A 24511-nucleotide genomic window follows, 5' to 3' on the forward strand; every position below is an offset into this window, starting at 1 on the left:
CTTTTGCTCGTTTACTTCACTATATTGGCTAAAAGAAAGGAAATACCTTCTTATGCGAAGGAAATGGAGGAATTTCATATGACGGACATTCAGATTGGACAAATCGTGAAAGGTTTTTACAAAACAGGTGTTTACATTGGGGAAGTGACAGCCGTTAAACCATCTACTTATCTCGTTCAAGTAAAAGCGGTTTTAACACACCCCACTCAAGGTGACCTGCATCATCCAAAAGAAGCGGACGTACCTTTTTTTCAGGAAAGACGGGCTTTGGCCTTTAGGGAACAGACGAACATCCCTCATCATATGGTCAAGCCTTATGATGGCGACATACCTGATTATCAAGTATCACTGAAAGACGCCGTAGACAAATTGAAAAAAGGGCTCAGTGCGGATGATTCCAAGTGGGCTGAAAAATCAAGAGCGTGCCTCTCTTCTCTTGAAAAAGATTATTTTCCAGAAGACGCCCGCTAATCTGCCGAATCAAAAAAGTGAGAGAAGTCAATAAGTTCACCAATTTTGGTTGTTTGCGGATTTTCCACATAGGATCGATCTTTTTCAAAAAGGGTGAACAGCTGATAAGTGGTCATGGCATCATCAAGTGCTTTATGATGCTTACCAGCTCCTTCACTGCCGTACTCCTTAGCTGCTTTCCGAAGTCCTGTGAGTGTTCTATCCCCAAAAAAGGTTTTATATTCAAAAGCCAGATCCCTTTGATTCCCCTTAAAAGGAAAACCAATATGATTGAGCATACAGTTTTGCTTCAGTACCTTCATGTCCATATTTCCCCATGTGATAATCTCACAGTCTTCTCCCCCATCGAGTGACACGAGCTTCTCGATAAACGTCTCAAAAGAAATCCCGCTTTCTACATCCTGCTGCGTAATGCCAAGGAACGATTTACAGCGCTTTGTCAGCTTCGGGAACTTTTTCGGTTTGACATAGCTTGAGAATGTGTCTATGATCGTTTCATTTGATGCTTTAACGACACCGGCTTCAATGATTTCCGGGAAAAAATTTTGCGGATGATATTTCCCATCAGGCATCGTAAATTCAAAATCGACCACTAGCAGCGTCTTCTGTTCCATCAGTCTCACCCCACTTTCTCGTCTGTTTTCCATCCTGCTACTATTATATTAAGACGGACTTTGAAATCACTTCATTTTCGTGAAAATAATGCAGATTCACTATGCCCAACCTATTCATCAGATGAAAGATCGTTTATTTTCCTTTATAATTATTAAGGAACACGAAATAAATAAAGAAGGTGGTCTTTATCACAAACAGGAAGAAAAACTTGTACATCATGTGGTTTGTGAACTTTTTTGTATCTGCCAGCATTACAATGATCGTCCCTTTTTTATCACTTTACATAGAGTCTCTTGATAGCAGTTATTCGAATGAATTTGTTCAAAGATGGAGCGGCTATGTCTTTGGGGTTACGTTTTTAACAGCCTTTCTCATTTCTCCAATTTGGGGACGGATTGGTGACCGGCATGGCTATAAAAAGATTTTGCTCATTAACGGCATTGGGATTGCAACAAGCATTTTATTAATGGGGCTTGTTCAAACCGTTTATCAACTATTTGCGTTAAGGCTTTTCATGGGGCTTGTGACAGGCTTTATTTCGACTTCGATGGCACTGATTTCTGCACAGACCGAAAAGGCAACAGCCGGTAAGACCCTTGGTACGATGCAGATGAGTAATGTCGCCGGAGGATTATTCGGTCCATTAATGGGTGGATTTATGGCAGACAGTGTCGGATTCATTTATACATTTTTCTTAACAGCTGCTGTCATATATGTGTCAGCGATTGCCATTATCTTCGGTGTGAAAGAACAGCCGATCCGTTCAAAAGAAGCAAAACGGGTTTCTTACTCACGGAAGGACGTCCTTGTCCATATTTTCAAACAGCCTTTACTTGTCGTCACCATGCTTCTCACATTTATTACGCAAGTCGGGAACTTTAGTATTCAGCCGCTTTTAGCCTTGTACATTCATGATTTACACGGCCCAGTCAATCTTGCCTTTTATGCAGGGCTGGCGTTTTCTGCAACAGGGCTTGGCAATTTGCTGTTTACACGGAAATGGGGAGACCTTGGAGATCGTATTGGTCACGATAAGGTGCTGCTTGCCCTTCTCATCCTCTCCTCCATTTTATTCATCCCGCAAGCGATGGCAGATTCCTACGGGATGTTAGTGATCTTCCGTTTCTTATACGGGATGGCACTAGGCGGCATCATTCCTTGTACGACGGCCTATATTCGCATCAAAGCGCCTGCCTCTATGCAAGGAGAAGTGCTTGGTTACAATGTCAGCTTCCGCTTTCTTGGAAATGTCGTCGGACCCGTCATAGGCGGTATTGTGGCGAGTCATTACGGAATTCCAGCTGTCTTTTATGTCACCGCCGGCATTTTCCTTTTCGGGGCATTATTTTTATGGGCGGTCCGCTCACAATCAAAGACAAAAGAGAGGAGTGTCTGATCCATCATCAGATACTCTTTTCTTCTGTCTAAATGCCTTGTTTACTAGACTTCACGTCTATTCTTTTCTAAAAATAACCTTCTCGTAATCGCAAAAGAATGGTACGATATGGCTAGAAATCCGAAGAAAGTGAGTGACCTCATGTTTCGTGCAATCATTGGTTGGTTATTACTTGCTGCCCTCATCCCATTATTTGTTCTGACTTTTTATCTATCAAAGGAAGAAGCCGCAAGTGTAAAACCTGTTAACGAAGTGCTTGATCAAAAAATCAAGCTGGAGAAGGTAGACTTTTCCCAAAACAGTTATATGTATGATCGAGATGGTTCTCTTATCTCTGAGATCGTATCAAACGATGAGAACCGTGTTTTCGTGAAGTACGATAAAATTCCTGATTCCGTCAAGGAGCTGTTCCTCCGATCAGAGGACCGCAACTTTTATGACCATAAAGGCATTGACTTTATGGGCGTGATTCGTGCACTTGCCGCAAATGTGAAAAACCATGGCATTAGCCAAGGCGCTAGCACCATCACACAACAGTTATCCCGTAATTTATATTTAAGTCATGAACGTTCATTCAGCCGAAAGTTTACAGAACTGCTCTATTCCTATGAGCTCGAGCGAAAATTTACAAAAGAGGAAATTCTCGAAAGCTATTTAAATACGATTTATTTCAGTAACGGGGTTTACGGTGTCGGTTCTGCGGCTAATTACTATTTTGATAAGCCGCTTAGTTCTTTGACACTTGCACAGATGGCATTTATTTCTGCGATTCCTAACAACCCTACGCTGTATGACCCATTGAAACAATTCAAACATACAAAGAAACGCCAGGAACGGCTACTTGGTATTTTAGAAAAAGATGGTGTAATTACTAAGAAGCAATACAAAAAAGCGGTGAAAGAAAAAATCAGCTTGTCCTTAAGTGAAAAGAAAAATCTTTATCCTGACTATGTGACATATGCTAATGAAGAATTTACCGATCTGGTGTCTGATCAGGAAGGCTTTACAAAACGATTGAAAAAAGCCAAAACAGCTGGCGCAAAAAAAGCAATTCAAAAAGAATTATCAGAAAAGGTTGGTGCATTGCTTCAAGATGGTGTGAAGATTTATACAGCACTAGACCCTTCCTTACAACAAAGAGCGGTTTATCAGCTCAATGCACAATTGCCTTATCAAGGTGTGGAAGGCGGTTCAGCAGTCATTAACCACCAAACCCACCAAATCGTCGCACTTGCTGGCGGGAAGAATTATAAAAAGTTTGATTTCAACTACGCCTATCAAGCGCAAAGACAACCAGGTTCCGCAATTAAGCCGCTGTTAGATTATGGCCCTTATATTGATCAAACCGGTGCCACGGCATCAAGCAAAATCAGTGCCGGCAAGTTTTGCAGTAGCGGATATTGCCCGCAAAACTATAATCATAAAACGTATGGAACTGTAACACTTGAAACAGCCTTTAAGAATTCTTACAATACACCAGCGATTCGTATGCTTGATACAGTCGGTGTCAAAAAAGGCTTCAGCTATTTAGAAAAGTTTTCATTCGAACATATTGTCGCAGATGATTACCGCCTCCCTTCTGCACTTGGAGGATTTACAAAAGGCTTCTCGCCGCTAGAAATAACCGATGCATATACCGTGTTTGGCAATCAAGGTGCCTATACGCGAAATCACTCCATTACAAAGGTCACAGACTTAAACGGCAAAACCCTTTACAAGTGGAAAGAGTCGCCGAAGCAAATCTACTCTCAGCGTACAAATGAAACAATGCGCAAGCTGCTTGCATCTGTTGTGAAAAGTGGAACAGGGAAAAAGGCGAATTTCAATTCTCCTTACATTGGGGGAAAAACAGGGACATCCAATGACTACAAAGACATTTGGTTTGTTGGCTTGACAGATCAATACACAATGGGTGTATGGGTCGGAAGAGATAGAGGAACCGTTGAATCTATTTATAGTTCAAGCCCGCACTTACGTATTTGGAAACAAACTATGCAATACGCTAGATAAACAGGAGGTTTGATTGCAATGCATTCAACACAACCCTCTCACTTCATTTTATTTGACGGTGTCTGCAACGTGTGCAGTGGTGCTGTTCAGTTTATCATCAAGCGCGACCCGAATGAGCGGATGATGTTTGCTTCTTTACAATCAGATACAGGGCAGCGTGTTTTAAAAGAAAACAGCTTGCCTTTAGATGAGTTCAATTCATTCATTTATATTGAAAATGGGACCCTTTATATGAAGTCAACAGGCATCTTAAAAGCCGCACGGCATTTAAAAGGGATATACAGATGGAGCTATTTACTCCTCGCGATCCCTCGTCCAATCCGTGACTGGTTTTATCAGCTCATTGCAAAGAATCGCTATAAATGGTTTGGTCAAAAAACATCCTGTATGATGCCTACACCAGAAATTCAGAAGCGGTTTCTTCCATAAAAAAAGCATCCTCCATCATCGGAGGATGCTTTCTTTCGTCTGATTAAGCTGGCAGACTCGCCATCACACTGTTATAAAGCTTAATAAATAAGTACAAAATGCCAATCAAAAACGTGGCCCAAAACAGCAGATTAAACATCATAAACCCAATTAAATTCAGCATGGAAAGTGATTGATAAATGCGTACCACAACCCAGATAAAATAGACGAGACTTGCTAAAACAAAAAGCCCAACAAGCAAAATAAGCTGCTGCGTCAATAGAAATGCAAGTAAGCTGGCAAACAAATAGACAACCGATGCAATCCGAATTTTCTTTAAGTTCTCCCCTTCAGGGTCCTTTGCAAAAAAGAGCAGCGCCAACTCTAACACCGTATCTGCAATGAGTTTTAAAGCAGATAAAATCATAAAATAAACAAGTGCAAATGCGGCAAACAAAGCAAGACGAATGCCCTGTTCAGAGAAAAATTCCAGCATTCCTTTTAAAATCCCTGCTTGGGTCAAGAAGTCAGTCGTGATACCTACTGTAAAAATAGAAAAGGCAGAGCTGAATAGCAAAATCGAAATCAGCGGAAAATATCCAGTCAAATATGTATTTTTCATAAATAGATCCTTTCTCATAAGCTCATTTTTATTATGGCTCACTTAAAACGGATTGACAAGATGCTTTCCAAGTAAACTGGAATCTAAATCAAATTTGTGATTTTGCACGTACATTCCTTCACAAACTTACATTTTCCCGTTAAAGTATTACTATTACGAAAAAATTGCACGTTAGGGGTATACTCGTGAAAAAAACTTTAAGACTACAAACACGGCTGACGATCTTTGTCTGTATTGTTGTCCTGATCTCCCTCTGTATCACATTCTTTACGATCTGGTCAGAAACAGCCAAAAATATTCATCAGCAGGAACGTGATATCGCCCTCTCCACTGCCAAAATGGTCGCAGAGGCTCCGATCACAGCGAAATCATTGGAAAAAGATCAATCATATACAGCACTACGGAAATATACAACCAATGTGCAGCGTATCACCAAAACCGAATTCGTTGTCGTCATGGATATGAACGGTATCCGCAAAACACATCCAAATCCGCAAAAGATTGGGAAGCGATTTGCTGGCGGTGATGAAAAACCGGCATTACAGGGTAAAGAACATATTAGTACCGCATCTGGAACACTTGGCAAGTCCATGCGTGCCTTTGTTCCTGTTTATAACCAAGATGGCAAGCAGCTCGGGGCTGTGGCAGTTGGGATTACATTAAAGGAAATTGATTTAATTATTCATCAAAGCCTGCTCCCGCTCTACTTTGTCACATCGCTTAGCCTTTTATCTGGCATGATCGGCGCACTCATTGTGGCACGTAAAGTAAAGAAGATTATGTTTGGACTAGAGCCAGATGAAATTGCCACCTTATTAAAAGAACGAAGCGCTATGCTAGAGTCAACAAAAGAAGGCATTCTTGCCGTCGATCAGCACGGTAAAATCAAGCTGGCAAATGCAGAAGCTAAACGTCTTTTTCATAATATGGGCATTATGGTTGACCCTAGAGAACAAGATGTACAGGCCCTTCTTCCTTCAAGCGGCTTAAAGCAAGTAATCGAAACACGGAAACCGCTGCTTGATCGCGATGTCAGAATGAACGGACTGGAGCTGGTCTTTAATGAGGTGCCGATTACGGTAAAAGGAGAAATTGTCGGAGCGATCGCAACCTTCCGTGACAAAACAGAAGTCAAACATCTGGCTGAGCAGCTGAGCGGGGTGAAGATGTATGCCAATGCGCTTCGTGCCCAGTCACACGAATTTATGAACAAGCTCCATGTCATTTTAGGATTGGTTCAGCTGAAGAACTATGATGACCTTGGCACCTATATTAAAGATATTGCGATTTATCAGCAGACAGAAACAAATGAAATCATCAACCATGTGAAAAACTCTGTCTTAGCCGGGTTTTTACTAGGAAAACAAAGCTACATCAGAGAACAAGGCGCAGCTTTAGAAGTCAATTGCAGTACACAGGTACCAAACTCGGAGGACCCAGCAGTCACACATGACCTTATTACGGTCATCGGTAATCTGTTAAATAACGCACTCGATGCCGTTTCTCATACAGAGAACAAAAATATCTCCATCTCATTCAGATATGTCCAAGAGCAGCTTCATATTGAAATTACAGACACAGGTGTCGGTCTGACAAAAGAAGAACAGGACATCATGTTTGATCAAGGCTTTTCAACAAAAGGAGAAGACAGAGGTTTTGGCCTTTACTTTGTTGACCAAAGCATCAAAAAACTGAACGGACATATGATCGTCACAAGCGAAAAAGGAGAAGGAACGACCTTTAGTCTCCGTATTCCATATAAACAAAAGGAGGATTCACATGATTAATGTGTTGATCGTAGAAGATGACCCAATGGTCGGGGAGCTGAATAAACGCTACTTGACCCAAATAGAAGGATTTGAATTAAAAGGGATTGCCACCTCATTTCAAAAGGCACTAGACATCTTAAAATCAGAAATCATTCACCTTGTATTGCTTGATATTTATATGCCTGGACAAAATGGGCTCGCCCTATTATCAGAAATTCGTGAGCAAAAGCATTCCGTTGACGTCATCGTCATTTCAGCTGCAAATGAAGTGGATGTCGTACAGCAAACGATGCGAAACGGAGCTGTCGACTATTTAATCAAACCTTTTGAGTTCGAACGCTTCCAATCAGCACTGGCAGAATATAAAAGAAAACATGCCCTATACCAAACGATGAACAGCATCTCTCAAAATGATTTAGACGCGAAGCTTTTTCATAAAAAAGCAGAGGCGGAAAAAGTCCTGCTGCCAAAAGGCTTAACGAAGAGCACACTCAAACTCATCTGGACAAGCATTCAATCATTCGGTCAGCAGGCTTTCACGACCGAAGACCTAGCCAATCACACAGAAATCTCCCAAGTTTCGATTAGAAAATACTTGAAATTTCTTGAGGATATCGAAGTGGTTGATGTGGAGATGGCATACGGGACAATCGGCCGCCCTGTTTTCCAATATAAACTGAATACAAGCAACATGAATTTGATACAGCAATATCTTTAATTTGACACATCTGACCTTTCACAAAGGCCAGATGTTTTTTTATGGCATACGATGTCACAAACCCCTTGATATCAGCGGTTTCACTGTAGTAGAGCACATCATAAAAGCGGCATTATATCATATTTCAGCACATAAAAAGACATCGAATTTAGCCTTTTAACATTTTTTTTAAAATAAAACAAATTTCTATTTATTTATTCGATGGGAAATGATAAATTATGATTGATTAGTTCAACGAGATATAAGTCTGATGTCTTACATCTTCTCTCCTGTTTCCATCAATTTTAAAAGAATGCAGGATAAAATACCCTTTTCAGAAGGATAGGAGAAGGCAAGAGTCGGTCTTTTTTCGCGAGACTTTTCTGAAACTTTTAAATTTTATAGGGGGTTATGTTTTGAAGAAGCGCAAAATTGGACTTGCATTGTCCTTAGTCGTAGCAGCAGGAACCATCCTTGGAGCATGCGGCAACTCTGGCTCAAACAGCGGTGAAAACAAAAAAGATAAAGATCAATTCACTGTTGCAATGGTAACTGATGTCGGTGGTGTCGATGACAAATCGTTTAACCAATCTGCTTGGGAAGGTTTACAAGCATTTGGGAAAGACAACAATTTAACAAAAGGTAAAAGCGGCTTTGATTACTTACAATCTAAATCAGACGCTGACTATACAACAAACTTAAACACACTTGCTCGTGAGAAATTTGATTTGATTTACGGAATTGGTTTCTTAATGCAAGATTCTATTACTGAAATTGCGAATCAACGTAAGAAAAACCACTTTGCCATCGTTGATGCAGTTGTAAAAAAAGACAACGTAGCAAGCATTACATTTAACGAAAACGAAGGTTCATTCCTTGTAGGTGTTGCAGCGGCTCTTTCTACAAAATCAAACAAAATTGGTTTTGTTGGCGGCGTTGATTCTGAATTAATCAGAAAATTCGAAGTTGGTTTCCGTGCAGGCGTTGAAGCAGCTAATCCAAAAGCAAAAGTTGAAGTGAAATATGCTGGTGCATTCGATAAAGCAGACATCGGTAAAGCAACAGCTGAAAGTATGTACAAATCTGGCGTTGACGTCATTTACCACGCAGCAGGCGGAACTGGAACTGGTGTCTTCACAGAAGCGAAAAACCTGAAAAAAGCTGATCCTGACCGCAAAGTGTGGGTCATTGGTGTTGATAAAGACCAGTATGACGAAGGTAAAGTACCTGGAACAAAACAAAGTGTCACTCTTACTTCTATGATTAAGAAAGTAGACACAGCGGTACAAGACTTAACAACAAAAGCAAAAGAAGGTAAATTCCCTGGTGGCGAAGTCATCACGTACGGTCTGAAAGAAGGCGGCGTTGACATCTCTCCATCTCAAGAGAATCTTGATAAAGATGTATTGAAGAAAGTCGAAGAATGGAAACAAAAAATCATCAAGGGTGAAGTGAAAATCCCTGCAACACGTGATGAACTAAAAGATTTTAAAGCTTAATTTGTGCAAGGGGATAAGCACGCCTTATCCCCTTGCCTCTCCTTTACCTCCTCTTTATTCGTAAAAGGTGGTAAAAGAAAAGCTGCAGCCTTGTTTTGCAGCTTTTCTTTTGCTAGTTTTTATCTTCATCAGCACCCTAAAAAAGGAGCGGTTAAACCTGTGGATTATGTCATTGAAATGTTGAATATACGCAAAGAATTCCCTGGCATTGTAGCAAATGATAACATTACGCTGCAGCTAAAAAAGGGCGAAATTCATGCGCTGCTTGGTGAAAACGGCGCTGGAAAATCAACGCTTATGAACGTGCTTTTCGGACTGTATCAGCCTGAAAAAGGTGAAATCAAGGTACACGGAAAACCGGTTACAATCTCAAGTCCAAATGATGCAAGTGATTTAGGCATTGGAATGGTCCATCAGCATTTTATGCTAGTTGATACATTTACTGTGGCTGAAAACATCATTTTAGGAAAAGAGCCAAAGAAATTTGGAAAGATTGACAAAGAACAAGCCATTCAGCAAGTGCAGGAACTTTCTGACCGTTATGGACTGAAAATAGATCCTGCCGCTAAAGTATCTGACATCTCAGTCGGTATGCAGCAGCGAGCAGAAATCTTAAAAACACTATACCGCGGCGCTGACATCTTGATCTTCGACGAACCAACAGCCGTCTTAACACCTCAAGAAATAAAAGAACTCATACAAATTATGAAAAACTTAATCAATGAAGGCAAATCCATTATTTTAATTACCCACAAGCTTAAAGAAATTATGGATGCCTGTCATCGTGTGACCATTATCCGAAAAGGGCAAGGTATTCGTACACTTGATGTGGAACACACAAACAAAGACGAGCTTGCCAGTTTAATGGTCGGCCGCGAAGTCTCATTTAAAACAGACAAAAAAGCAGCCTCCCCTGCTGAAGAAGTCTTGCAAATTCAAGATCTCACTGTCAAAGATGCGCGAGGAATTGAAGCTGTGAAACAACTCAATTTATCAGTGAAAGCCGGTGAGATTGTCGGAATTGCGGGTGTAGACGGAAATGGTCAATCTGAATTAATTGAAGCCATTACAGGTCTGAAAAAATCAGAATCTGGCACGATCATGCTAAACGGGAAAGCCATTCAAAATCTCCCGCCTCGTAAGGTCACAGAATCTGGTATCGGACATATTCCTCAAGACCGTCATAAGCACGGACTTGTCCTTGATTTTTCAATTGGAGAAAATATTTCCTTACAAACGTATTATCAGCGTCCATATTCGAAGTTTGGCTTGATGAATATGAAAAATATTTATCAAAAAGCAAAACAAATCATTGCTGAATACGACGTACGGACGCCTAGTGAATATACAGAAGCACGTGCGCTATCAGGCGGTAACCAGCAAAAAGCCATTATTGGCCGTGAAGTGGACCGAAATCCTGATTTATTAATTGCCGCACAGCCGACACGTGGACTTGATGTCGGAGCCATTGAGTTTGTTCATAAACGTCTGATTGAACAAAGGGATTCAGGCAAAGCTGTTCTGCTCATCTCCTTTGAGCTTGATGAAATTATCAATGTCAGTGATAAGATTGCTGTTATTTTCGAAGGCAGCATTATTGCCATTGTGGATCCAAAAGAAACAACAGAGCAAGAACTTGGTCTGTTAATGGCTGGAAGTACGCAACAGGAAGTGGGGAAAGAAGCAAATGTCTAATCGCTTAACAAATCTGCTGATTCCGCTTATCGCCATTGTACTTGGTCTTTTCGTTGGGGCCATCATTATGCTGGCAAGCGGTTATAGTGTCATCGAAGGTTATAGCGCCCTTTGGAATGGCGTATTCGGTGAAACCTATTATATGGGAGAAACCATCCGACAAGTCACGCCTTATATTTTATCAGGACTTGCTGTTGCCTTTGCATTTCGGACAGGCCTCTTTAATATCGGGGTAGAAGGTCAAATGCTGATTGGCTGGGTAGCTGCTGTATGGATCGGCACAACTGTCCATGCCCCTATGTATATCCATTTGCCTCTTGCACTGATCACAGCAGCTGCTGCTGGTGCATTATGGGGCTTTATTCCCGGATTTTTAAAAGCTCGTTTTTACGTACATGAAGTCATTGTCACCATCATGATGAACTACATTGCCCTTCATGTCACAAATTATTTAATCTCAAATGTCTTAACAAACAATAAAGATAAAACAGAAAAAATTGATGCAACAGCTTCCCTTCGATCTGGTTTTTTTGAGCAGATCACTGATTTCTCTAGAATGCATAATGGGATTTTTGTTGCCATTATTGCGGCTGTTGTCATGTGGATTATTATCCAGAAAACCTCTAAAGGGTTTGAATTACGCGCAGTTGGGATGAACCAGCAGGCCTCTCATTATGCTGGGATGAACGTTCGACGCAACATCATTTATGCGATGCTCATTTCTGGTGCCTTTGCAGGTCTTGCAGGTGCGATGGAAGGACTCGGAACATTTGAATATGCTTCGATTAAAGGATCATTCACTGGCGTTGGTTTTGACGGAATCGCTGTTGCCTTATTAGGCGGAAATACAGCTGTTGGTGTCGTCTTAGCGGCATTATTGCTTGGTGGATTGAAAGTCGGTGCTTTAAACATGCCGCTTGAATCTGGCGTACCGACTGAGGTCGTTGATATTGTGATTGCGATCATTATTCTTTTCGTTGCCTCAAGCTATATCATCCGTCTTGTCATTCAACAATTGAAGAAAAAGGGGGGAAAATAAGTGGGATTTCTGCAAATTCTTGAAATCATCGTCCCAGCTACACTCGTTTATGCTGCACCACTTATTTTAACCGCTCTTGGAGGCGTCTTTTCAGAAAGATCAGGTGTCGTCAATATCGGTCTTGAAGGTTTGATGGTCGTCGGAGCATTTTCTAGTATTATCTTTAACTTAATGTTTGCTGATACGTTTGGTGCCTTGACCCCGTGGCTCGGTCTACTTGTTGGTATGGCCATTGGCGGCGTGTTCTCACTCATTCACGCTGTGGCCACGATTACGTTCAGAGCAGATCAAACGGTCAGTGGTGTTGCGATTAACATGCTTGCCCTTGGTGCTACGCTATTTGTTGTCAAACTGATTTATGGAAAAGCACAAACGGATAAAATCACAGAACCTTTCTATAAAGGAGATATTCCCCTTTTAAGTGACATTCCGATCATTGGTGATATTTTCTTTAAAGATGTGTATTATACGTCCATTCTCGCATTAGTTCTTGCGGTTGTCGCTTGGTTTGTTTTATTTAAAATGCCGTTTGGCTTGCGACTTCGTGCAGTCGGAGAGCATCCAATGGCAGCTGATACAATGGGAATCAAGGTATACCGAATGCGCTATATCGGCGTCTTCATTAGTGGTCTATTTGGCGGTCTTGGCGGAGCTGTGTATGCATCGACCATCGCTCTTGATTTCTCACACGCCACCATTACAGGACAAGGCTTCATTGCGTTAGCCGCCCTTGTTTTCGGGAAATGGCACCCATTTGGCGCTATGGGCGCTGCTTTATTCTTTGGATTTGCACAAAGCTTAAGCATCATTGGCTCTCTGCTTCCGCTGTTCCAAGATATCCCGAACGTGTACATGCTCATCGCACCATATGTGCTGACGATCCTAGCTCTTACTGGCTTCATTGGACGAGCAGACGCACCAAAAGCACTTGGTACCCCTTATTTAAAAGGAAAACGATAAATAAATACCATGTATGATCAATCCCCTGAAGGACAAACTATCTTCAGGGGATTTTTGTATGATAAAAACGACAAAACCCCCGTTTATTTTACTTTTATTACACTTAATTTAGTTTAATAAATAGATGAGTGTCACAGAATCTTCTACAATTGAGACAAATAGCATTTGGGGGTGTTTATGTGGCTAATACACAACAATTGAAATCGATTACAAACGATTCTGACAATAATAAAAGCGTTTTCCGAAAAATTCTTTCTTGGAAAATTGGTGTTATTGATCTACCTGTGTATATAGTACTTGCAGCGATTATTTTAACTGCCGCTTATTTTAATAAAATTCCAGCAAATATGCTTGGTGGTTTCGCTGTTATTATGATTTTGGGGATTTTCCTAGGAGATGTAGGACAACGTATTCCAATCTTAAAAGATATTGGTGGACCGGCGATTCTTTCTTTATTCGTACCATCGTTCCTGGTCTTTTTTCATGTTCTGAATCCAAACTCGTTGGAAGCGGTTACGTCTCTGATGAAAACGTCGAACTTCCTATACTTCTATATATCTGCTCTTGTAGTAGGTAGTATTCTTGGGATGCAACGAACTGTTTTAGTACAAGGCCTTATTCGTATGTTTGTTCCTCTTGTTGCAGGTACAATTACAGCTGTGGCTGCTGGAATTCTAGTGGGGCTTCTAGTTGGTTACACACCGCATCATTCGTTCTTCTTTATCATTGTACCGATTATTGCCGGTGGTGTCGGTGAAGGAATATTGCCATTATCAATTGCTTATTCACAAATTCTTGGTGTATCAGCAGAGTCATTAATTTCTCAATTGATTCCGGCTGCTGTTATTGGGAACGTCATTGCCATCATTTGTGCTGGCGCAATGAAAAAGCTTGGTGAAAAACGTCCTGAACTAAACGGGAATGGACGACTTGTTAAATCAAAAGAAGCAAATGAAATCTTTGAACAGCCTGAAATGGATACTAAAGTTGACTTCAGCTTAATGGGTGCAGGTGTGCTTGTTGCATGTACAACTTTTATCTTTGGCGGCTTATTAGAAAGTTTTGTTCATATTCCAGGTCCAATCTTAATGATTGTTCTTGCTGCATTAATCAAATACTTAAACGTGATGCCTCAGCATTTGCAAAACGGCTCACAGCAGTTCTACAAGTTTGTATCGAAAAGCTTTACATGGCCTCTAATGGTTGGTTTAGGAATTCTATACATTCCACTTGATGATGTGGCCACTGTTATTTCGATTCCTTTCGTATGTGTATGTATTGCTGTTGTTCTAGGCATGGTTGGTTCTGGTTACTTTGTTGGTAAATTCATGAACATGTATCCAGTTGAATCTGCCATTGTGACGGGCTGTCACAGTGGATTAGGCGGTACTGGTGATGTTGCGATTCTTTCAGCTTCTGGAAGAATGGGCCTTATGCCTTTCGCTCAAGTCTCTACACGTCTTGGCGGAGCAGCAACCGTTATTTGCGCAACAATCTTACTCAGAATGTTTACTTAAAAAAGAAACAAAAAGCATGTCCCTTTCATAAGGGACATGCTTTTTTATATTTCTTTTCTCCCATACATCCTCATTCATCAGCTAATACAATTCGTATATACTCCCGAGGCTGAAAAGGATACTGTTTCGCCTGCGGATAGGTCATATGGAGGAGTTGTTCAGAAAATAGTGGCCATTCACTCCCAGCCTGCCACCTTTTTTGATCATTTCGTTCAATCAAGAATGCTCCTCCTAAAATCGTGCAGAATATGCTTAAGCTGATGGCGATCTTTCGTTTCATTTGATCAGCTCCTTTAAGAAAAGCATGTACGAAATACAAAACAATATACAACGAGTTTCATTTTTGATAAAATATTTTTTGTGGTCAAAAGAACTCAAAACAATTTCAATTTGCCGTAAATCAGTTCAAACCAATGCACTATGTCTGTATTTACGCTATAATTTTAATTACCAGTTCTTTAGAACGTGAATTTATATTGATCAAAGGAGGTTCATTTTCTTGCAGCTTATTCACTTCGCCATCCTATCACCTTTTTTACTTGCCTTTGTCGTCCCTTTTCTCTTTAAATACGTAAGGCGTATACATACAGGATGGTTTGTTCTCATCTTGCCTATTCTTTTATTTACCTATTTCATCCAAATGCTCCAGATCACCTCGAATGGACGAACGTTATTCTCACAAGCTGAATGGATTCCCTCTCTAGGGATGAATTTCACTGTGTATGTAGATGGTCTCAGCCTGTTATTTGCTTTACTCATCACAGGTATTGGTGCACTTGTGGTACTGTACAGTATTTTCTACTTATCAAAGGAAAAAGAACAGCTTGGCTCTTTCTATACGTATTTATTAATGTTTATGACCGCTATGCTTGGTGTTGTTCTCTCTGACAACATGGTCGTACTTTATTTGTTCTGGGAGCTAACAAGTATCTCTTCCTTCCTCTTAATTGGGTATTGGTATAAGCGTGAGCGTTCCCGTTACGGAGCAACCAAATCACTGCTTATTACTGTGTTTGGCGGATTGGCTATGCTTGGCGGCTTCATCCTCATTTACCTGATCACTGATTCATTCAGTATTCGCGAAGCAGTCAATCAGCTTCAGCTCATTATGGCATCACCTTATTTCATCCCTGCGATGGTTCTCATTTTACTAGGGGCCTTCACGAAATCAGCGCAGTTCCCATTTTATATTTGGCTGCCTGATGCCATGGAAGCACCAACCCCTGTAAGCAGTTATCTACATTCTGCTACTATGGTCAAAGCCGGTATTTATCTGGTTGCCCGCTTTAGTCCGATTTTTGCTATATCAGAGGTGTGGTTTTGGACCATTTCGATTGTCGGACTTATCACACTATTCTGGGGATCTTTCCACGCCGTTCGGCAAAATGATTTGAAAGCCATTCTGGCCTTCTCGACAGTGAGTCAACTTGGTATGATTATGCTCATGCTCGGAGTAGGCGCAGCTGCCATTCATGAAAACAACCCTGCCTTTTTTGGCGCAGCCGTTCTTGCTGCTATTTTTCATCTCATTAACCACGCGACCTTTAAAGGTAGTCTCTTTATGGCAGCAGGGATTATCGATCACGAAACAGGTACACGTGATATTCGCAAATTAGGTGGATTAATGACCATCATGCCAATTACCTTTACAATTACGTTAATTGGTACATTCTCGATGGCTGGACTCCCGCCATTTAATGGATTTTTAAGTAAAGAGCTATTTTTCACAAGTATGATCCGGATTTCTGACATCAGCTTTACGGATGTTTCAACATGGGGGGCTGTCTTCCCTGCTATCGCTTGGCTCGCTAGTGTGTTCACGTTCATCTACAGTATGATGATCGTCTTCAAAACATTTAGAGGCCGTCTGAATATCGATCAATTGGAGAAAAAACCGCATGAAGCACCGATTGGTATGCTGATCCCGCCAATTATTTTAGCTGCACTTGTGGTCACGTTCTTCTTTTTCCCTAATATTCTTGCCTATTCTGTCATTGAACCTGCCATTCAAGCGATCATTCCAGAAGCCATTCAAACAGGAAGCCGCTTTGCAGTAAAAATTGAAGCGTGGCATGGATTCCAGCCAGAGCTTTACATGACAATTGGTGTAGTTGCGCTCGGTACCATTGGCTATTTAACGCTGTCAAAATGGCGCCCAATGTACAACATATTTAAGGAAAAATGGTCATTTAACGCTTTGTATGATCGTTCACTTATAGGTGTAGAAAAAGGGGCTTACCGCCTAACAAACAGCTATATGACAGGATTCCTTCGTGACTATCTTGTCTATGTATTTGGGTTTATGATTATCGTGCTTGGCAGCGTGATGTTCTACAAGCAAGCCTTCTCATTTCAAACTGAGCACGCTGCATCAATCGGCACGTACGAAGTCATCCTTTCACTTGTGATGGTCGCAGCGACAGTCACGACTGTATTTGCTCGTTCACGCTTAACAGCTATTATTGCGCTAGGTGTTATGGGCTACACACTGTCACTATTCTTCGTGATTTTCAGAGCACCTGACCTTGCGCTGACACAGCTCATTATTGAAACCATTTCTGTCGCGCTGTTTTTACTTTGCTTCTATCATTTGCCAAAGCTGAGCCTGAAGCAAAAAACACGAAGATTTAAATTAACAAATTTGATCATCTCATTAGGTGTTGGAGTCGTTGTCACCTGTCTTGCTTTCGCTTCAACAAGCCAGCAATCTCTTGACACAATTTCAACGTACTTCATTGAAAACAGCTACAAACTGGCTGGCGGAGACAATATTGTCAATGTCATTCTTGTCGATTTCAGGGGCTTTGATACACTCTTTGAGATTACAGTGCTGGCCATTGCGGCACTCGGTATTTATGGATTATTGAAGGTAAAAGCACAAGGAAAACGGAAGAGAGGCGTACGGCGATGAGAAAGATTGATACGAATGATATGCTCTTACAAGTCACAACTAAAATTACAGCATTCATCATCTTGCTTTTCTCACTTCACCTATTTCTTGCAGGACATAACAATCCTGGCGGAGGATTCATTGGCGGTTTGATGAGCGCTGGTGCTGTCGTTCTTCTGCTTTTAGCCTACGACCTTAAAACAGTCAGACGCATTTTACCATTTGACTTTATTTATGTGGCTGGTGTCGGTTTGCTCGTTGCCATCCTAACAGGTATGGGATCTTTTCTGTTCGGAGCACCTTTCCTATCCCATGCATTCGATTATTTCCAACTGCCGTTTCTAGGGAAAACAGAACTGGCGACAGCGGTCCTGTTTGATATCGGTGTGTATTTAGTTGTTGTTGGTGTCACCATGACCATTATTCAAACGATTGGAGAGAAGGAATAATGGAATTTCTAATGTCTATTATCGTCGGAATCATTTTTATGGCAGCGACCTATTTAATGCTTTCAAAAAGCCTTCTGCGGGTCATCGTCGGTACTGCCGTTTTAAGTCACGGCGTCCATTTGCTTCTATTAACAATGGGCGGCTTAAAAAAGGGAGCACCTCCTATTTTGAAAGAGGGGCTCACATCCTATGTAGATCCATTGCCACAAGCATTAATTTTAACAGCCATTGTCATTGCTTTTGGTGTAACATCCTTTTTGCTCGTGATGGCCTTCCGTGCCTTCCAAGAGCTGAGAACAGATGACATGGATCAAATGAGAGGAAATGATCAGCATGAATAATCTCGTGATCCTGCCTATATTAATACCATTACTAGCTGCTACATTATTGATCTTTATGAATAAAAACACCATGCTGTCGAGAGGCTTTAGTGTGTTTGCATCTCTTTTAGCCATTATCTGTAATGTCTATTTGGTCCAAACGATTTTCACAAACGGCATACAAACCCTTTATTTGGGCGGCTGGAAAGCACCGTTTGGCATTGCCCTTGTGGCCGATCAGTTTGCTGCGCTTCTTGTGCTGACCGCTTCCATTGTTGGACTTGTCACAGTTCTTTTTTCCTTTCAAACGATTGGGAAAGAAAGAGAGCGGCTTTTCTATTATTCTGGTGTCCAATTCTTGTTAGCTGGCGTCAGTGGTGCCTTTTTAACGGGAGATATTTTCAACCTGTTTGTCTTCTTTGAATTGTTGCTGATGGCATCTTATATGCTCATTGTTCTGGGTGGTTCAAAGCCCCAGCTTCGTGAATCACTGAAATACATTGTGTTTAATATTATCTCATCGGCATTATTTATTGTTGGCGTAGCGTGTTTATATGCAGTCACAGGCACACTGAACATGGCTGATTTAAGTGTGAAAATAGCTGAATCTGGGCAAACAGGGTTAATCACCGTGATTGCCATTCTGTTCCTGATTGTATTTGGCTTAAAAGCTGGGGTCTTCCCGCTTTATTTCTGGCTGCCAGGGTCTTATCATGCTCCGCCAGCAGCGATTTCAGCTTTGTTTGGTGCACTGCTGACAAAGGTCGGCCTATATGCAATTGCCAGGGTCTTCACACTTATCTTTATACATGATACAGGTTTTACACATACACTTATGGCTTGGCTGGCCGCTCTAACGGTTATATTCGGTGTCATTGGCTCTATCGCCTATTCTGATGTGCAAAAAATTGTGATTTATAACATTGTCACAGCTGTTGGTGTCATTTTGTTCGGGATTGCGGCCAATACACCGGCATCACTTCAAGGCGCCATTTATTACCTCATTCACGATATGGTGATCAAAGGAGCTCTATTTATGCTCGCAGGGGCACTGTTTGTGTATGCTGGAACCAACCATCTGAAAAAAATGGGTGGGCTGATTCAATCCCAGCCTCTACTCGGCTGGATGTTCTTCATATCGGCTTTATCACTTGCGGGTATTCCTCCGCTAAGTGGATTTGTTGGCAAGCTGAAAATTGTTGAAGGTGGGTTTTCTGCTGGGTACATGACGTTCTCTATCCTTGTTTTACTGTCCAGTCTTCTTGTCCTTTATTCTGTTATGAGGATTTTCATGCTCGCGTTTTGGGGAGAGGAACAGGATATGCGAAGAAGAAAGCCATCCATTAGAGGAATGGTGTATCCTGGGGTACTGCTTGTTGTCTTATCGCTTGCGATTGGATTAGGCACAGAATTCATTGCACCTTATATCAATCAAGCTGCGGAAATGCTTTCAACACCAGAAAAATATATTCAAGCTGTGCTGAAGGAGTAGATGAACATGGCCTTTCAAATATTATTAAACGCTCTCCTCGCCTTTACATGGATGTTTATGAATGATACATACAGAGCTGCAGACTTTGTATCAGGCTTTGCACTAGGGATGATCGCCATTTTTATGCTGCGGCGATTCTTCCCGCAACGTTTTTACGGCTATGCCCTTTATGCGATTTTCAAGCTCGTCATCATTTTTATCAGAGAGCTACTTCTTGCTAATTTGAGTGTACTCAAGACGGTGTTATCTCCAAAGCTTAAAATCAAGCCTGGTATTTTCGCCTTTCGTACAGATTTAAAAACAGATTGGGAAATCACCATACTGGCCAATATGATTACATTAACACCTGGTACACTGGTCATCGATATTTCCGATGATCGCTCGATTTTATATATTCATGCGATGGATATTGAAGATGCTGAAAAAGCCATCCACGATATTCGGGTATCATTTGAAAAAGCGATTCAGGAGGTGAGCGGTAAGTAATGGAACTGATCTTGCAAATGTCACTTGGAATTCTTGCGCTGTCTACTTTGCTTTTTGTCATACGGGTCATCAAAGGACCTTCTATCCCAGATCGCGTTAGTGCGCTTGATGCGATAGGAATCAATTTAATTGGGATGACAGCCATCGTGTCTATCTTACTGAAAACCACTACGTTCTTTGAAATTATTTTACTGCTCGGTATTCTTGCCTTTATCGGCACTGTCGCTTTTTCCAAATTCCTTGAGAAAGGGGAAGTGATTGAAAATGATCGTCATCGCTAAAGCTATTGTGATTTTCTTTATTCTGCTTGGCGCTATCCTCTGTTTGATTTCAGCCATTGGTGTCCTTCGCCTGCCGGATGTTTACACACGTATGCATGCTGCATCAAAAGCATCGACACTTGGTGTTGTTCTCATTTTAGTTGGTGTATTCTTTCATGAATGGTTTCTTGCAGGGATCATCTCTGCGAAAATCCTGCTTGGGATTGTCTTTATCTTTCTGACCGCACCAGTCGGCGCTCATTTGATCGGAAGAGCCGCTTACAACACTGGTGTGAAAATGGACAAACGAAGTGTCCAAGATGATTATGGCGGTTTCCGTAACTTTGTCATTAAACGAAAAGAAGACTCTTATTTATAAATGAAGAACCTGACATTCAGGTCTTGTTCACTTTACCTGCATGTTCATAAAAGGGTATTAAAAAAAGCTTCCGCTGCACCGGGAGCTTTTTTATATGCGATCAATGACAGCGAGTGTACATCTTGACGTACAGATATGACGGTCTCGATCATCTTTTATATCGATTTGGAATACCATTGTACGCCGTCCTACATGTACAGGAACAGCTGTAGCTGTCACCACTCCATCACGTACAGATTTTAAATGATTGGCATTGATTTCAATACCTGAACAAACCTGCTGAGTTAAGTCTAAATGAGCAGCAGCACCCATGCTTGCCACTGTTTCTGCTAGAGCAGCTGATGCTCCTCCATGCAGTAATCCAAATGGCTGTTTTGTTCGGTGATCAACTGGCATTGTCGCCACGCATCGTGACGTATTGCATTCCACAATCTCAATCCCCAGTGCCTCAAGCAGTGTATTTGAACCACTCACATCCATCAAGGCCCTCTCCCTTCACACGTTTACAGCACACTTTCCGATTTTGCAATTAACACCGCTTCTGTTCGAGATCCAACATTCAGCTTATTAAAGATGGAGGTCAAACTGTATTCAATCGAGCGTTTGCTCAAATGAAGCACATCGGCGATCTCTTGGTTTGTGTACCCTTTTTCCACTTCTCTTAAGATTAAACATTCACGCTCTGTTAACAGCTCATGATCCGTCTGCTGCGCCTGTTCTGGCTTCTCTTGCTGCTGTGAAATTAATTTCTTTAAATAGGATAGCTGAATGACAACTTCTCCTTGCAATGTGCGGTGTATGTATTCAATAATTTTGTCTTTTGTCTCTGTTTTACTTATTGCACCATGCAATCCAGCTCGAATGGCCTCTTCGAAATAATCATCTACTTCATATCCTGTATAAATGATAATTTTCACTTGTTGATTCGTTTCTAGAATTTGTTTGGCAATGTCCATTCCATTGATATCCCCGAGATTTAAATCCATCAAGATCACATCATAGATGGAAAAGTCATGCGTCTTTAAAAAGGCGCCTTCTGCATCAGGACTTAAACAATCGACTGATAGCTGCTGATCTGATTCTAATATGCTTTTTGTCCCTTCCATGACAGCCGGATGATCATCAATGACCAATATCTTCTTCATGTCTTCCTCCCTTTAAATCACTCACTTCCATTTTATATAAAAGACTTGGCAGATGCCAAGTCTTATTCCTTAAGAAATCGTTACAATTCCATTTCAATTTTCACCTTGAGCCCTTTTTCAGGTGCTGTGTGAATTTGAAGCTTTCCATTTAGAGCTTTGACTCGTTCCCTTATGCCAGAAAGACCCATGCTCATCGTGTGCTGATCAAGCTGGCTTGCATCAAATCCGACTCCATCGTCCTCATAATGGAGAACAACTTGATCTTTAATACAAATGAGCATCACTAAGACTTGGCTGGCCTTAGAATGCTTCAACGCATTGGATAACAGCTCCTGCACAATCCGGTAAATATTCAGCTGTGAGTCAATATCAATGTCCAGTTCTTTATCAAAGCGGGTTGTATTCAGCCTAATATGAAATGGCGCTTCCTCTTGAATTTGCGAAGTCAGCTTCGAAATTGCCTTCACTAACCCCAAATCATAGAGGAGCTGCGGCCGAAGTTCATGACATGTTTCTCTCGTGGTTTGAATCACCTTAGACATTTGTTCATTCCATGAGATCAATGAATTTTCAATAGATGTTGGGCATTGGTTGTTTTGGAAATTGGTTAAGAACATCTCGGACTGTCTCTTCAGTGAAATCAAATCCTGCAGCACAGAATCATGAAGATCCCTCGCTAAATCTGAACGCTGCTTTTCTTCCATGGCGAACATGACTTTCTTCAGCCAGGCGGGATTGGCTTCCCGCTGTTTCAAATCCTCAAGATGCTCCATCAGTTCTTCGATCTTAACGACATTTTCTAAACTGACACTTGTGTAAAATGCCAATGTTTTCAGCCATGAAATTTCATCGCGGGTCAGCTTAGGTGTCCGTAAATTAGATAAACAGCAAATCACAAACGAGTGACCGCCCCGCTCACCAATTTTCATCATGAATCCTTTATCCAACCCGATGATTTTACCAACTTCACCTAAAATATCTTGAAATTGATCCACATACTCTTTCCATAGCTGGCTTTCTTCTATTGATTCATCAATTTCAACAATTTGTCCATCTGCCTTCACTTCAAGCACAAAGGCTTTGTTCACAACAAGTACTTCTAAGATGGTGTATTTTAAATGATACAATACTTGATGAAGTGATGACGCCTCACGAATAAGCTGTGTGAATTTAAATATACTATCCTGATAATTATGCTTCTCTGAAAAACGCTTCAATCGAAAACGGAAATCGATAATTTCTTTAAAGTAGAAGACGGTAAGCATAAGAATGTACGTGATAATCGTAAATTTCACTGTATAGAAATTTGCATTTGGCTTTTGAATAAAATCAAAAAGAACAACCACTAGTATTGTTGGTGTAATTGCTAAAAAACCGTAGTATTTAATCCTTCCCATAAAGAAATCAACATTATATAGCTTATTTGACATAAATTGATAGACTAAGAAAAAAGGAATTAAAAGAACAAACGATGCAACAACATACGGTGAAATAAAATATATACCAAAAAAATAAGGAATGATAAAAAATAGCATGAATGGACTGAATGCTGAGATTAAAATGAGTGCAAATGCTCGAAGTACATTGCTGACTTCATTGTCTTTCAATTTTTTAGCAGCCCTTATAGTGATAATAATCGAAAGGAAAGCCAGAACAAAAAATGAAAGTAAATTGACATATGCTAATAGATCTACTGGTCCTGCTTTATTTTTATAGAATAAAACTAATAAAACGTTAGTCACTGGAACTAGATACAAATAAAAAAGAACTCGACGACGAATAATTTCTGTTCCTAATTCTTTTAAATATTGATACATAAAGTGCATATATAGTGGAGGTACAATATTCATTGTAACGATTACAAGAATACGACTGATAGCCTCTCCTTTTCCAGAACCACCAGAACTTACATAACCTATAGACACCGCCAAAAGAAATAAAGCTAAAATATAAGCTGACTCTTTTTGGTTTGCTTTATTCATTTTTAAAATCATAAATATACAAAATAGACAGATGGAATAAAGAATGACTGGTATTAGATAAATAAACAGATTCGCTTGACTCAATAACCTTACATTCTCTAAATCAATTTTATCACCATGTCTATCAACGACTAAACTTTTAACATTAGCTAAAAAACCTCTTTTAACTTCTTCAACTGGTTTTTTATTCCCATTCACTTCAAGTATGATATCGCCTTTCCTAACTCCAGCTAGATAGCTATCTGTAAAATTATCGACATCCACTACCTCAAGTTGACCGTGACTATTTTCCTTAACAGCTGCTCCAACAAAAATATTAAATACGTTGATATAAGAGATGTAAATCACATAGATGAAGCTAAGGATAACTAATATAACTGTTAACTTAGAGTAAAACTTTCTCATAATAT

General features: G+C 40.7%; 24 protein-coding genes. 18 read left to right on the forward strand and 6 right to left on the reverse strand.

Annotated features, from left to right (window positions below; all coding sequences use genetic code 11):
• Nucleotides 1-78 precede the first annotated feature (78 nt).
• The gene (locus NST09_RS14745) at nt 79-471 is read left to right on the forward strand and encodes a kinase-associated lipoprotein B (RefSeq protein WP_017358956.1); all 393 of its coding nucleotides are present in this window, start codon (nt 79-81) and stop codon (nt 469-471) included.
• Here the strand turns inward: NST09_RS14745 and kapD are convergent.
• Nucleotides 468-1085 carry a 3'-5' exonuclease KapD gene (gene kapD, locus NST09_RS14750; RefSeq protein WP_025207898.1) on the reverse strand — a complete coding sequence of 206 codons (618 nt, stop codon included), beginning with the start codon at nt 1083-1085 and terminating at the stop codon, nt 468-470. The genes NST09_RS14745 and kapD overlap by 4 nt on opposite strands.
• A gap of 218 nt (nt 1086-1303) precedes the next feature.
• Here kapD and NST09_RS14755 point away from each other — a divergent pair, with 218 nt between their 5' ends.
• The 3 genes from NST09_RS14755 (at nt 1304) to NST09_RS14765 (ending at nt 4921) form a co-directional block, all read left to right on the forward strand.
• A complete protein-coding gene (locus tag NST09_RS14755; RefSeq protein WP_342493554.1) occupies nt 1304-2482 on the forward strand; it encodes an MFS transporter in 1179 nt (392 codons plus the stop codon).
• A gap of 108 nt (nt 2483-2590) precedes the next feature.
• The gene (locus NST09_RS14760) at nt 2591-4492 is read left to right on the forward strand and encodes a transglycosylase domain-containing protein (RefSeq protein ID WP_342493074.1); all 1902 of its coding nucleotides are present in this window, start codon (nt 2591-2593) and stop codon (nt 4490-4492) included.
• An 18-nt stretch (nt 4493-4510) separates the two neighbouring features.
• Nucleotides 4511-4921, forward strand: a complete 411-nt coding sequence (locus NST09_RS14765) for a thiol-disulfide oxidoreductase DCC family protein (protein WP_057079135.1) — start codon at nt 4511-4513, stop codon at nt 4919-4921.
• Nucleotides 4922-4964: 43 nt separating this feature from the next.
• Here NST09_RS14765 and NST09_RS14770 read toward each other — a convergent pair whose 3' ends face one another.
• Nucleotides 4965-5522 (reverse strand): YufK family protein, encoded by a 558-nt coding sequence (locus NST09_RS14770; protein ID WP_017367952.1) that lies wholly within the window; start codon nt 5520-5522, stop codon nt 4965-4967.
• A gap of 185 nt (nt 5523-5707) precedes the next feature.
• Here NST09_RS14770 and malK point away from each other — a divergent pair, with 185 nt between their 5' ends.
• The 7 genes from malK to NST09_RS14805 all read left to right on the forward strand — a co-directional run bounded on the left by malK (nt 5708) and on the right by NST09_RS14805 (nt 14698).
• Nucleotides 5708-7309, forward strand: a complete 1602-nt coding sequence (malK, locus tag NST09_RS14775; RefSeq protein WP_342493075.1) for a malate sensor histidine kinase MalK — start codon at nt 5708-5710, stop codon at nt 7307-7309.
• Nucleotides 7302-8009 (forward strand): response regulator, encoded by a 708-nt coding sequence (locus NST09_RS14780; RefSeq protein WP_035389249.1) that lies wholly within the window; start codon nt 7302-7304, stop codon nt 8007-8009. Before malK ends, NST09_RS14780 begins: the two co-directional genes overlap by 8 nt.
• Nucleotides 8010-8404: 395 nt before the next feature.
• On the forward strand, nt 8405-9487 hold the full coding sequence (locus NST09_RS14785) for a BMP family protein (protein ID WP_342493076.1): 1083 nt from the start codon (nt 8405-8407) through the stop codon (nt 9485-9487).
• A gap of 159 nt (nt 9488-9646) precedes the next feature.
• Complete coding sequence (locus NST09_RS14790) at nt 9647-11182, forward strand: ABC transporter ATP-binding protein (protein ID WP_024719725.1); 1536 nt, start codon at nt 9647-9649, stop codon at nt 11180-11182.
• Entirely contained in the window at nt 11175-12221 is a 1047-nt protein-coding gene (locus tag NST09_RS14795; RefSeq protein WP_331832597.1) for an ABC transporter permease, read from the forward strand. The genes NST09_RS14790 and NST09_RS14795 overlap by 8 nt, the downstream gene beginning before the upstream one ends.
• Nucleotides 12222-13181: an ABC transporter permease gene (locus NST09_RS14800; protein ID WP_008345835.1), complete on the forward strand. Its 960-nt coding sequence runs from the start codon at nt 12222-12224 to the stop codon at nt 13179-13181.
• A 179-nt stretch (nt 13182-13360) separates the two neighbouring features.
• Nucleotides 13361-14698: a 2-hydroxycarboxylate transporter family protein gene (locus NST09_RS14805; RefSeq protein WP_008345838.1), complete on the forward strand. Its 1338-nt coding sequence runs from the start codon at nt 13361-13363 to the stop codon at nt 14696-14698.
• Nucleotides 14699-14768: 70 nt separating this feature from the next.
• On the opposite strand, the gene NST09_RS14810 is transcribed toward NST09_RS14805, so the two are convergent.
• Complete coding sequence (locus NST09_RS14810; RefSeq protein ID WP_019744044.1) at nt 14769-14978, reverse strand: hypothetical protein; 210 nt, start codon at nt 14976-14978, stop codon at nt 14769-14771.
• A 219-nt stretch (nt 14979-15197) separates the two neighbouring features.
• Between NST09_RS14810 and NST09_RS14815 the strand changes: the two genes are divergently transcribed.
• From NST09_RS14815 to mnhG, 7 genes are read left to right on the forward strand one after another with little or no spacing between them, the layout of a single operon-like run.
• The gene (locus NST09_RS14815) at nt 15198-17609 is read left to right on the forward strand and encodes a Na+/H+ antiporter subunit A (protein WP_342493077.1); all 2412 of its coding nucleotides are present in this window, start codon (nt 15198-15200) and stop codon (nt 17607-17609) included.
• On the forward strand, nt 17606-18037 hold the full coding sequence (locus NST09_RS14820; RefSeq protein WP_008345843.1) for a Na(+)/H(+) antiporter subunit B: 432 nt from the start codon (nt 17606-17608) through the stop codon (nt 18035-18037). The genes NST09_RS14815 and NST09_RS14820 overlap by 4 nt, the downstream gene beginning before the upstream one ends.
• On the forward strand, nt 18037-18378 hold the full coding sequence (locus tag NST09_RS14825) for a Na(+)/H(+) antiporter subunit C (RefSeq protein ID WP_003213576.1): 342 nt from the start codon (nt 18037-18039) through the stop codon (nt 18376-18378). Before NST09_RS14820 ends, NST09_RS14825 begins: the two co-directional genes overlap by 1 nt.
• Complete coding sequence (locus NST09_RS14830; RefSeq protein WP_265786131.1) at nt 18371-19849, forward strand: Na+/H+ antiporter subunit D; 1479 nt, start codon at nt 18371-18373, stop codon at nt 19847-19849. Before NST09_RS14825 ends, NST09_RS14830 begins: the two co-directional genes overlap by 8 nt.
• 6 nt (nt 19850-19855) lie before the next feature.
• Nucleotides 19856-20335: a Na+/H+ antiporter subunit E gene (locus NST09_RS14835; RefSeq protein WP_008345848.1), complete on the forward strand. Its 480-nt coding sequence runs from the start codon at nt 19856-19858 to the stop codon at nt 20333-20335.
• The gene (locus NST09_RS14840; protein ID WP_008345849.1) at nt 20335-20616 is read left to right on the forward strand and encodes a Na(+)/H(+) antiporter subunit F1; all 282 of its coding nucleotides are present in this window, start codon (nt 20335-20337) and stop codon (nt 20614-20616) included. Before NST09_RS14835 ends, NST09_RS14840 begins: the two co-directional genes overlap by 1 nt.
• Entirely contained in the window at nt 20600-20974 is a 375-nt protein-coding gene (gene mnhG, locus NST09_RS14845; protein ID WP_003213369.1) for a monovalent cation/H(+) antiporter subunit G, read from the forward strand. Before NST09_RS14840 ends, mnhG begins: the two co-directional genes overlap by 17 nt.
• 90 nt (nt 20975-21064) lie before the next feature.
• Here the strand turns inward: mnhG and NST09_RS14850 are convergent, their stop codons facing one another.
• From NST09_RS14850 to NST09_RS14860, 3 genes are all read right to left on the reverse strand, one after another.
• Nucleotides 21065-21454, reverse strand: coding sequence for a hotdog fold thioesterase (locus NST09_RS14850; protein WP_008345855.1), 390 nt, complete (start codon nt 21452-21454; stop codon nt 21065-21067).
• Nucleotides 21455-21477: 23 nt separating this feature from the next.
• Nucleotides 21478-22119: a response regulator transcription factor gene (locus tag NST09_RS14855; protein WP_007500477.1), complete on the reverse strand. Its 642-nt coding sequence runs from the start codon at nt 22117-22119 to the stop codon at nt 21478-21480.
• An 80-nt stretch (nt 22120-22199) separates the two neighbouring features.
• On the reverse strand, nt 22200-24506 hold the full coding sequence (locus NST09_RS14860; RefSeq protein WP_035389261.1) for an ATP-binding protein: 2307 nt from the start codon (nt 24504-24506) through the stop codon (nt 22200-22202).
• Nucleotides 24507-24511 lie beyond the last annotated feature (5 nt).

The sequence above is a fragment of the Bacillus sp. FSL W7-1346 genome (genome assembly GCF_038593335.1).
GTDB lineage: Bacteria > Bacillota > Bacilli > Bacillales > Bacillaceae > Bacillus > Bacillus altitudinis.

Coding starts and splice junctions, on each gene's coding strand:
- NST09_RS14810 (WP_019744044.1), bottom strand. CDS start 14,978: ATGAAACGAAAGATCGCCATCAGCTTAAGCATATTCTGCACGATTTTA.
- NST09_RS14770 (WP_017367952.1), bottom strand. CDS start 5,522: ATGAAAAATACATATTTGACTGGATATTTTCCGCTGATTTCGATTTTG.
- NST09_RS14855 (WP_007500477.1), bottom strand. CDS start 22,119: ATGAAGAAGATATTGGTCATTGATGATCATCCGGCTGTCATGGAAGGG.
- NST09_RS14860 (WP_035389261.1), bottom strand. CDS start 24,506: ATGAGAAAGTTTTACTCTAAGTTAACAGTTATATTAGTTATCCTTAGC.
- NST09_RS14840 (WP_008345849.1), top strand. CDS start 20,335: ATGGAACTGATCTTGCAAATGTCACTTGGAATTCTTGCGCTGTCTACT.
- NST09_RS14760 (WP_342493074.1), top strand. CDS start 2,591: ATGGCTAGAAATCCGAAGAAAGTGAGTGACCTCATGTTTCGTGCAATC.
- NST09_RS14850 (WP_008345855.1), bottom strand. CDS start 21,454: ATGGATGTGAGTGGTTCAAATACACTGCTTGAGGCACTGGGGATTGAG.
- NST09_RS14795 (WP_331832597.1), top strand. CDS start 11,175: ATGTCTAATCGCTTAACAAATCTGCTGATTCCGCTTATCGCCATTGTA.
- NST09_RS14830 (WP_265786131.1), top strand. CDS start 18,371: ATGAATAATCTCGTGATCCTGCCTATATTAATACCATTACTAGCTGCT.
- NST09_RS14835 (WP_008345848.1), top strand. CDS start 19,856: ATGGCCTTTCAAATATTATTAAACGCTCTCCTCGCCTTTACATGGATG.
- mnhG (WP_003213369.1), top strand. CDS start 20,600: ATGATCGTCATCGCTAAAGCTATTGTGATTTTCTTTATTCTGCTTGGC.
- NST09_RS14825 (WP_003213576.1), top strand. CDS start 18,037: ATGGAATTTCTAATGTCTATTATCGTCGGAATCATTTTTATGGCAGCG.
- NST09_RS14765 (WP_057079135.1), top strand. CDS start 4,511: ATGCATTCAACACAACCCTCTCACTTCATTTTATTTGACGGTGTCTGC.
- NST09_RS14820 (WP_008345843.1), top strand. CDS start 17,606: ATGAGAAAGATTGATACGAATGATATGCTCTTACAAGTCACAACTAAA.
- NST09_RS14780 (WP_035389249.1), top strand. CDS start 7,302: ATGATTAATGTGTTGATCGTAGAAGATGACCCAATGGTCGGGGAGCTG.
- NST09_RS14755 (WP_342493554.1), top strand. CDS start 1,304: ATGTGGTTTGTGAACTTTTTTGTATCTGCCAGCATTACAATGATCGTC.
- kapD (WP_025207898.1), bottom strand. CDS start 1,085: ATGGAACAGAAGACGCTGCTAGTGGTCGATTTTGAATTTACGATGCCT.
- NST09_RS14745 (WP_017358956.1), top strand. CDS start 79: ATGACGGACATTCAGATTGGACAAATCGTGAAAGGTTTTTACAAAACA.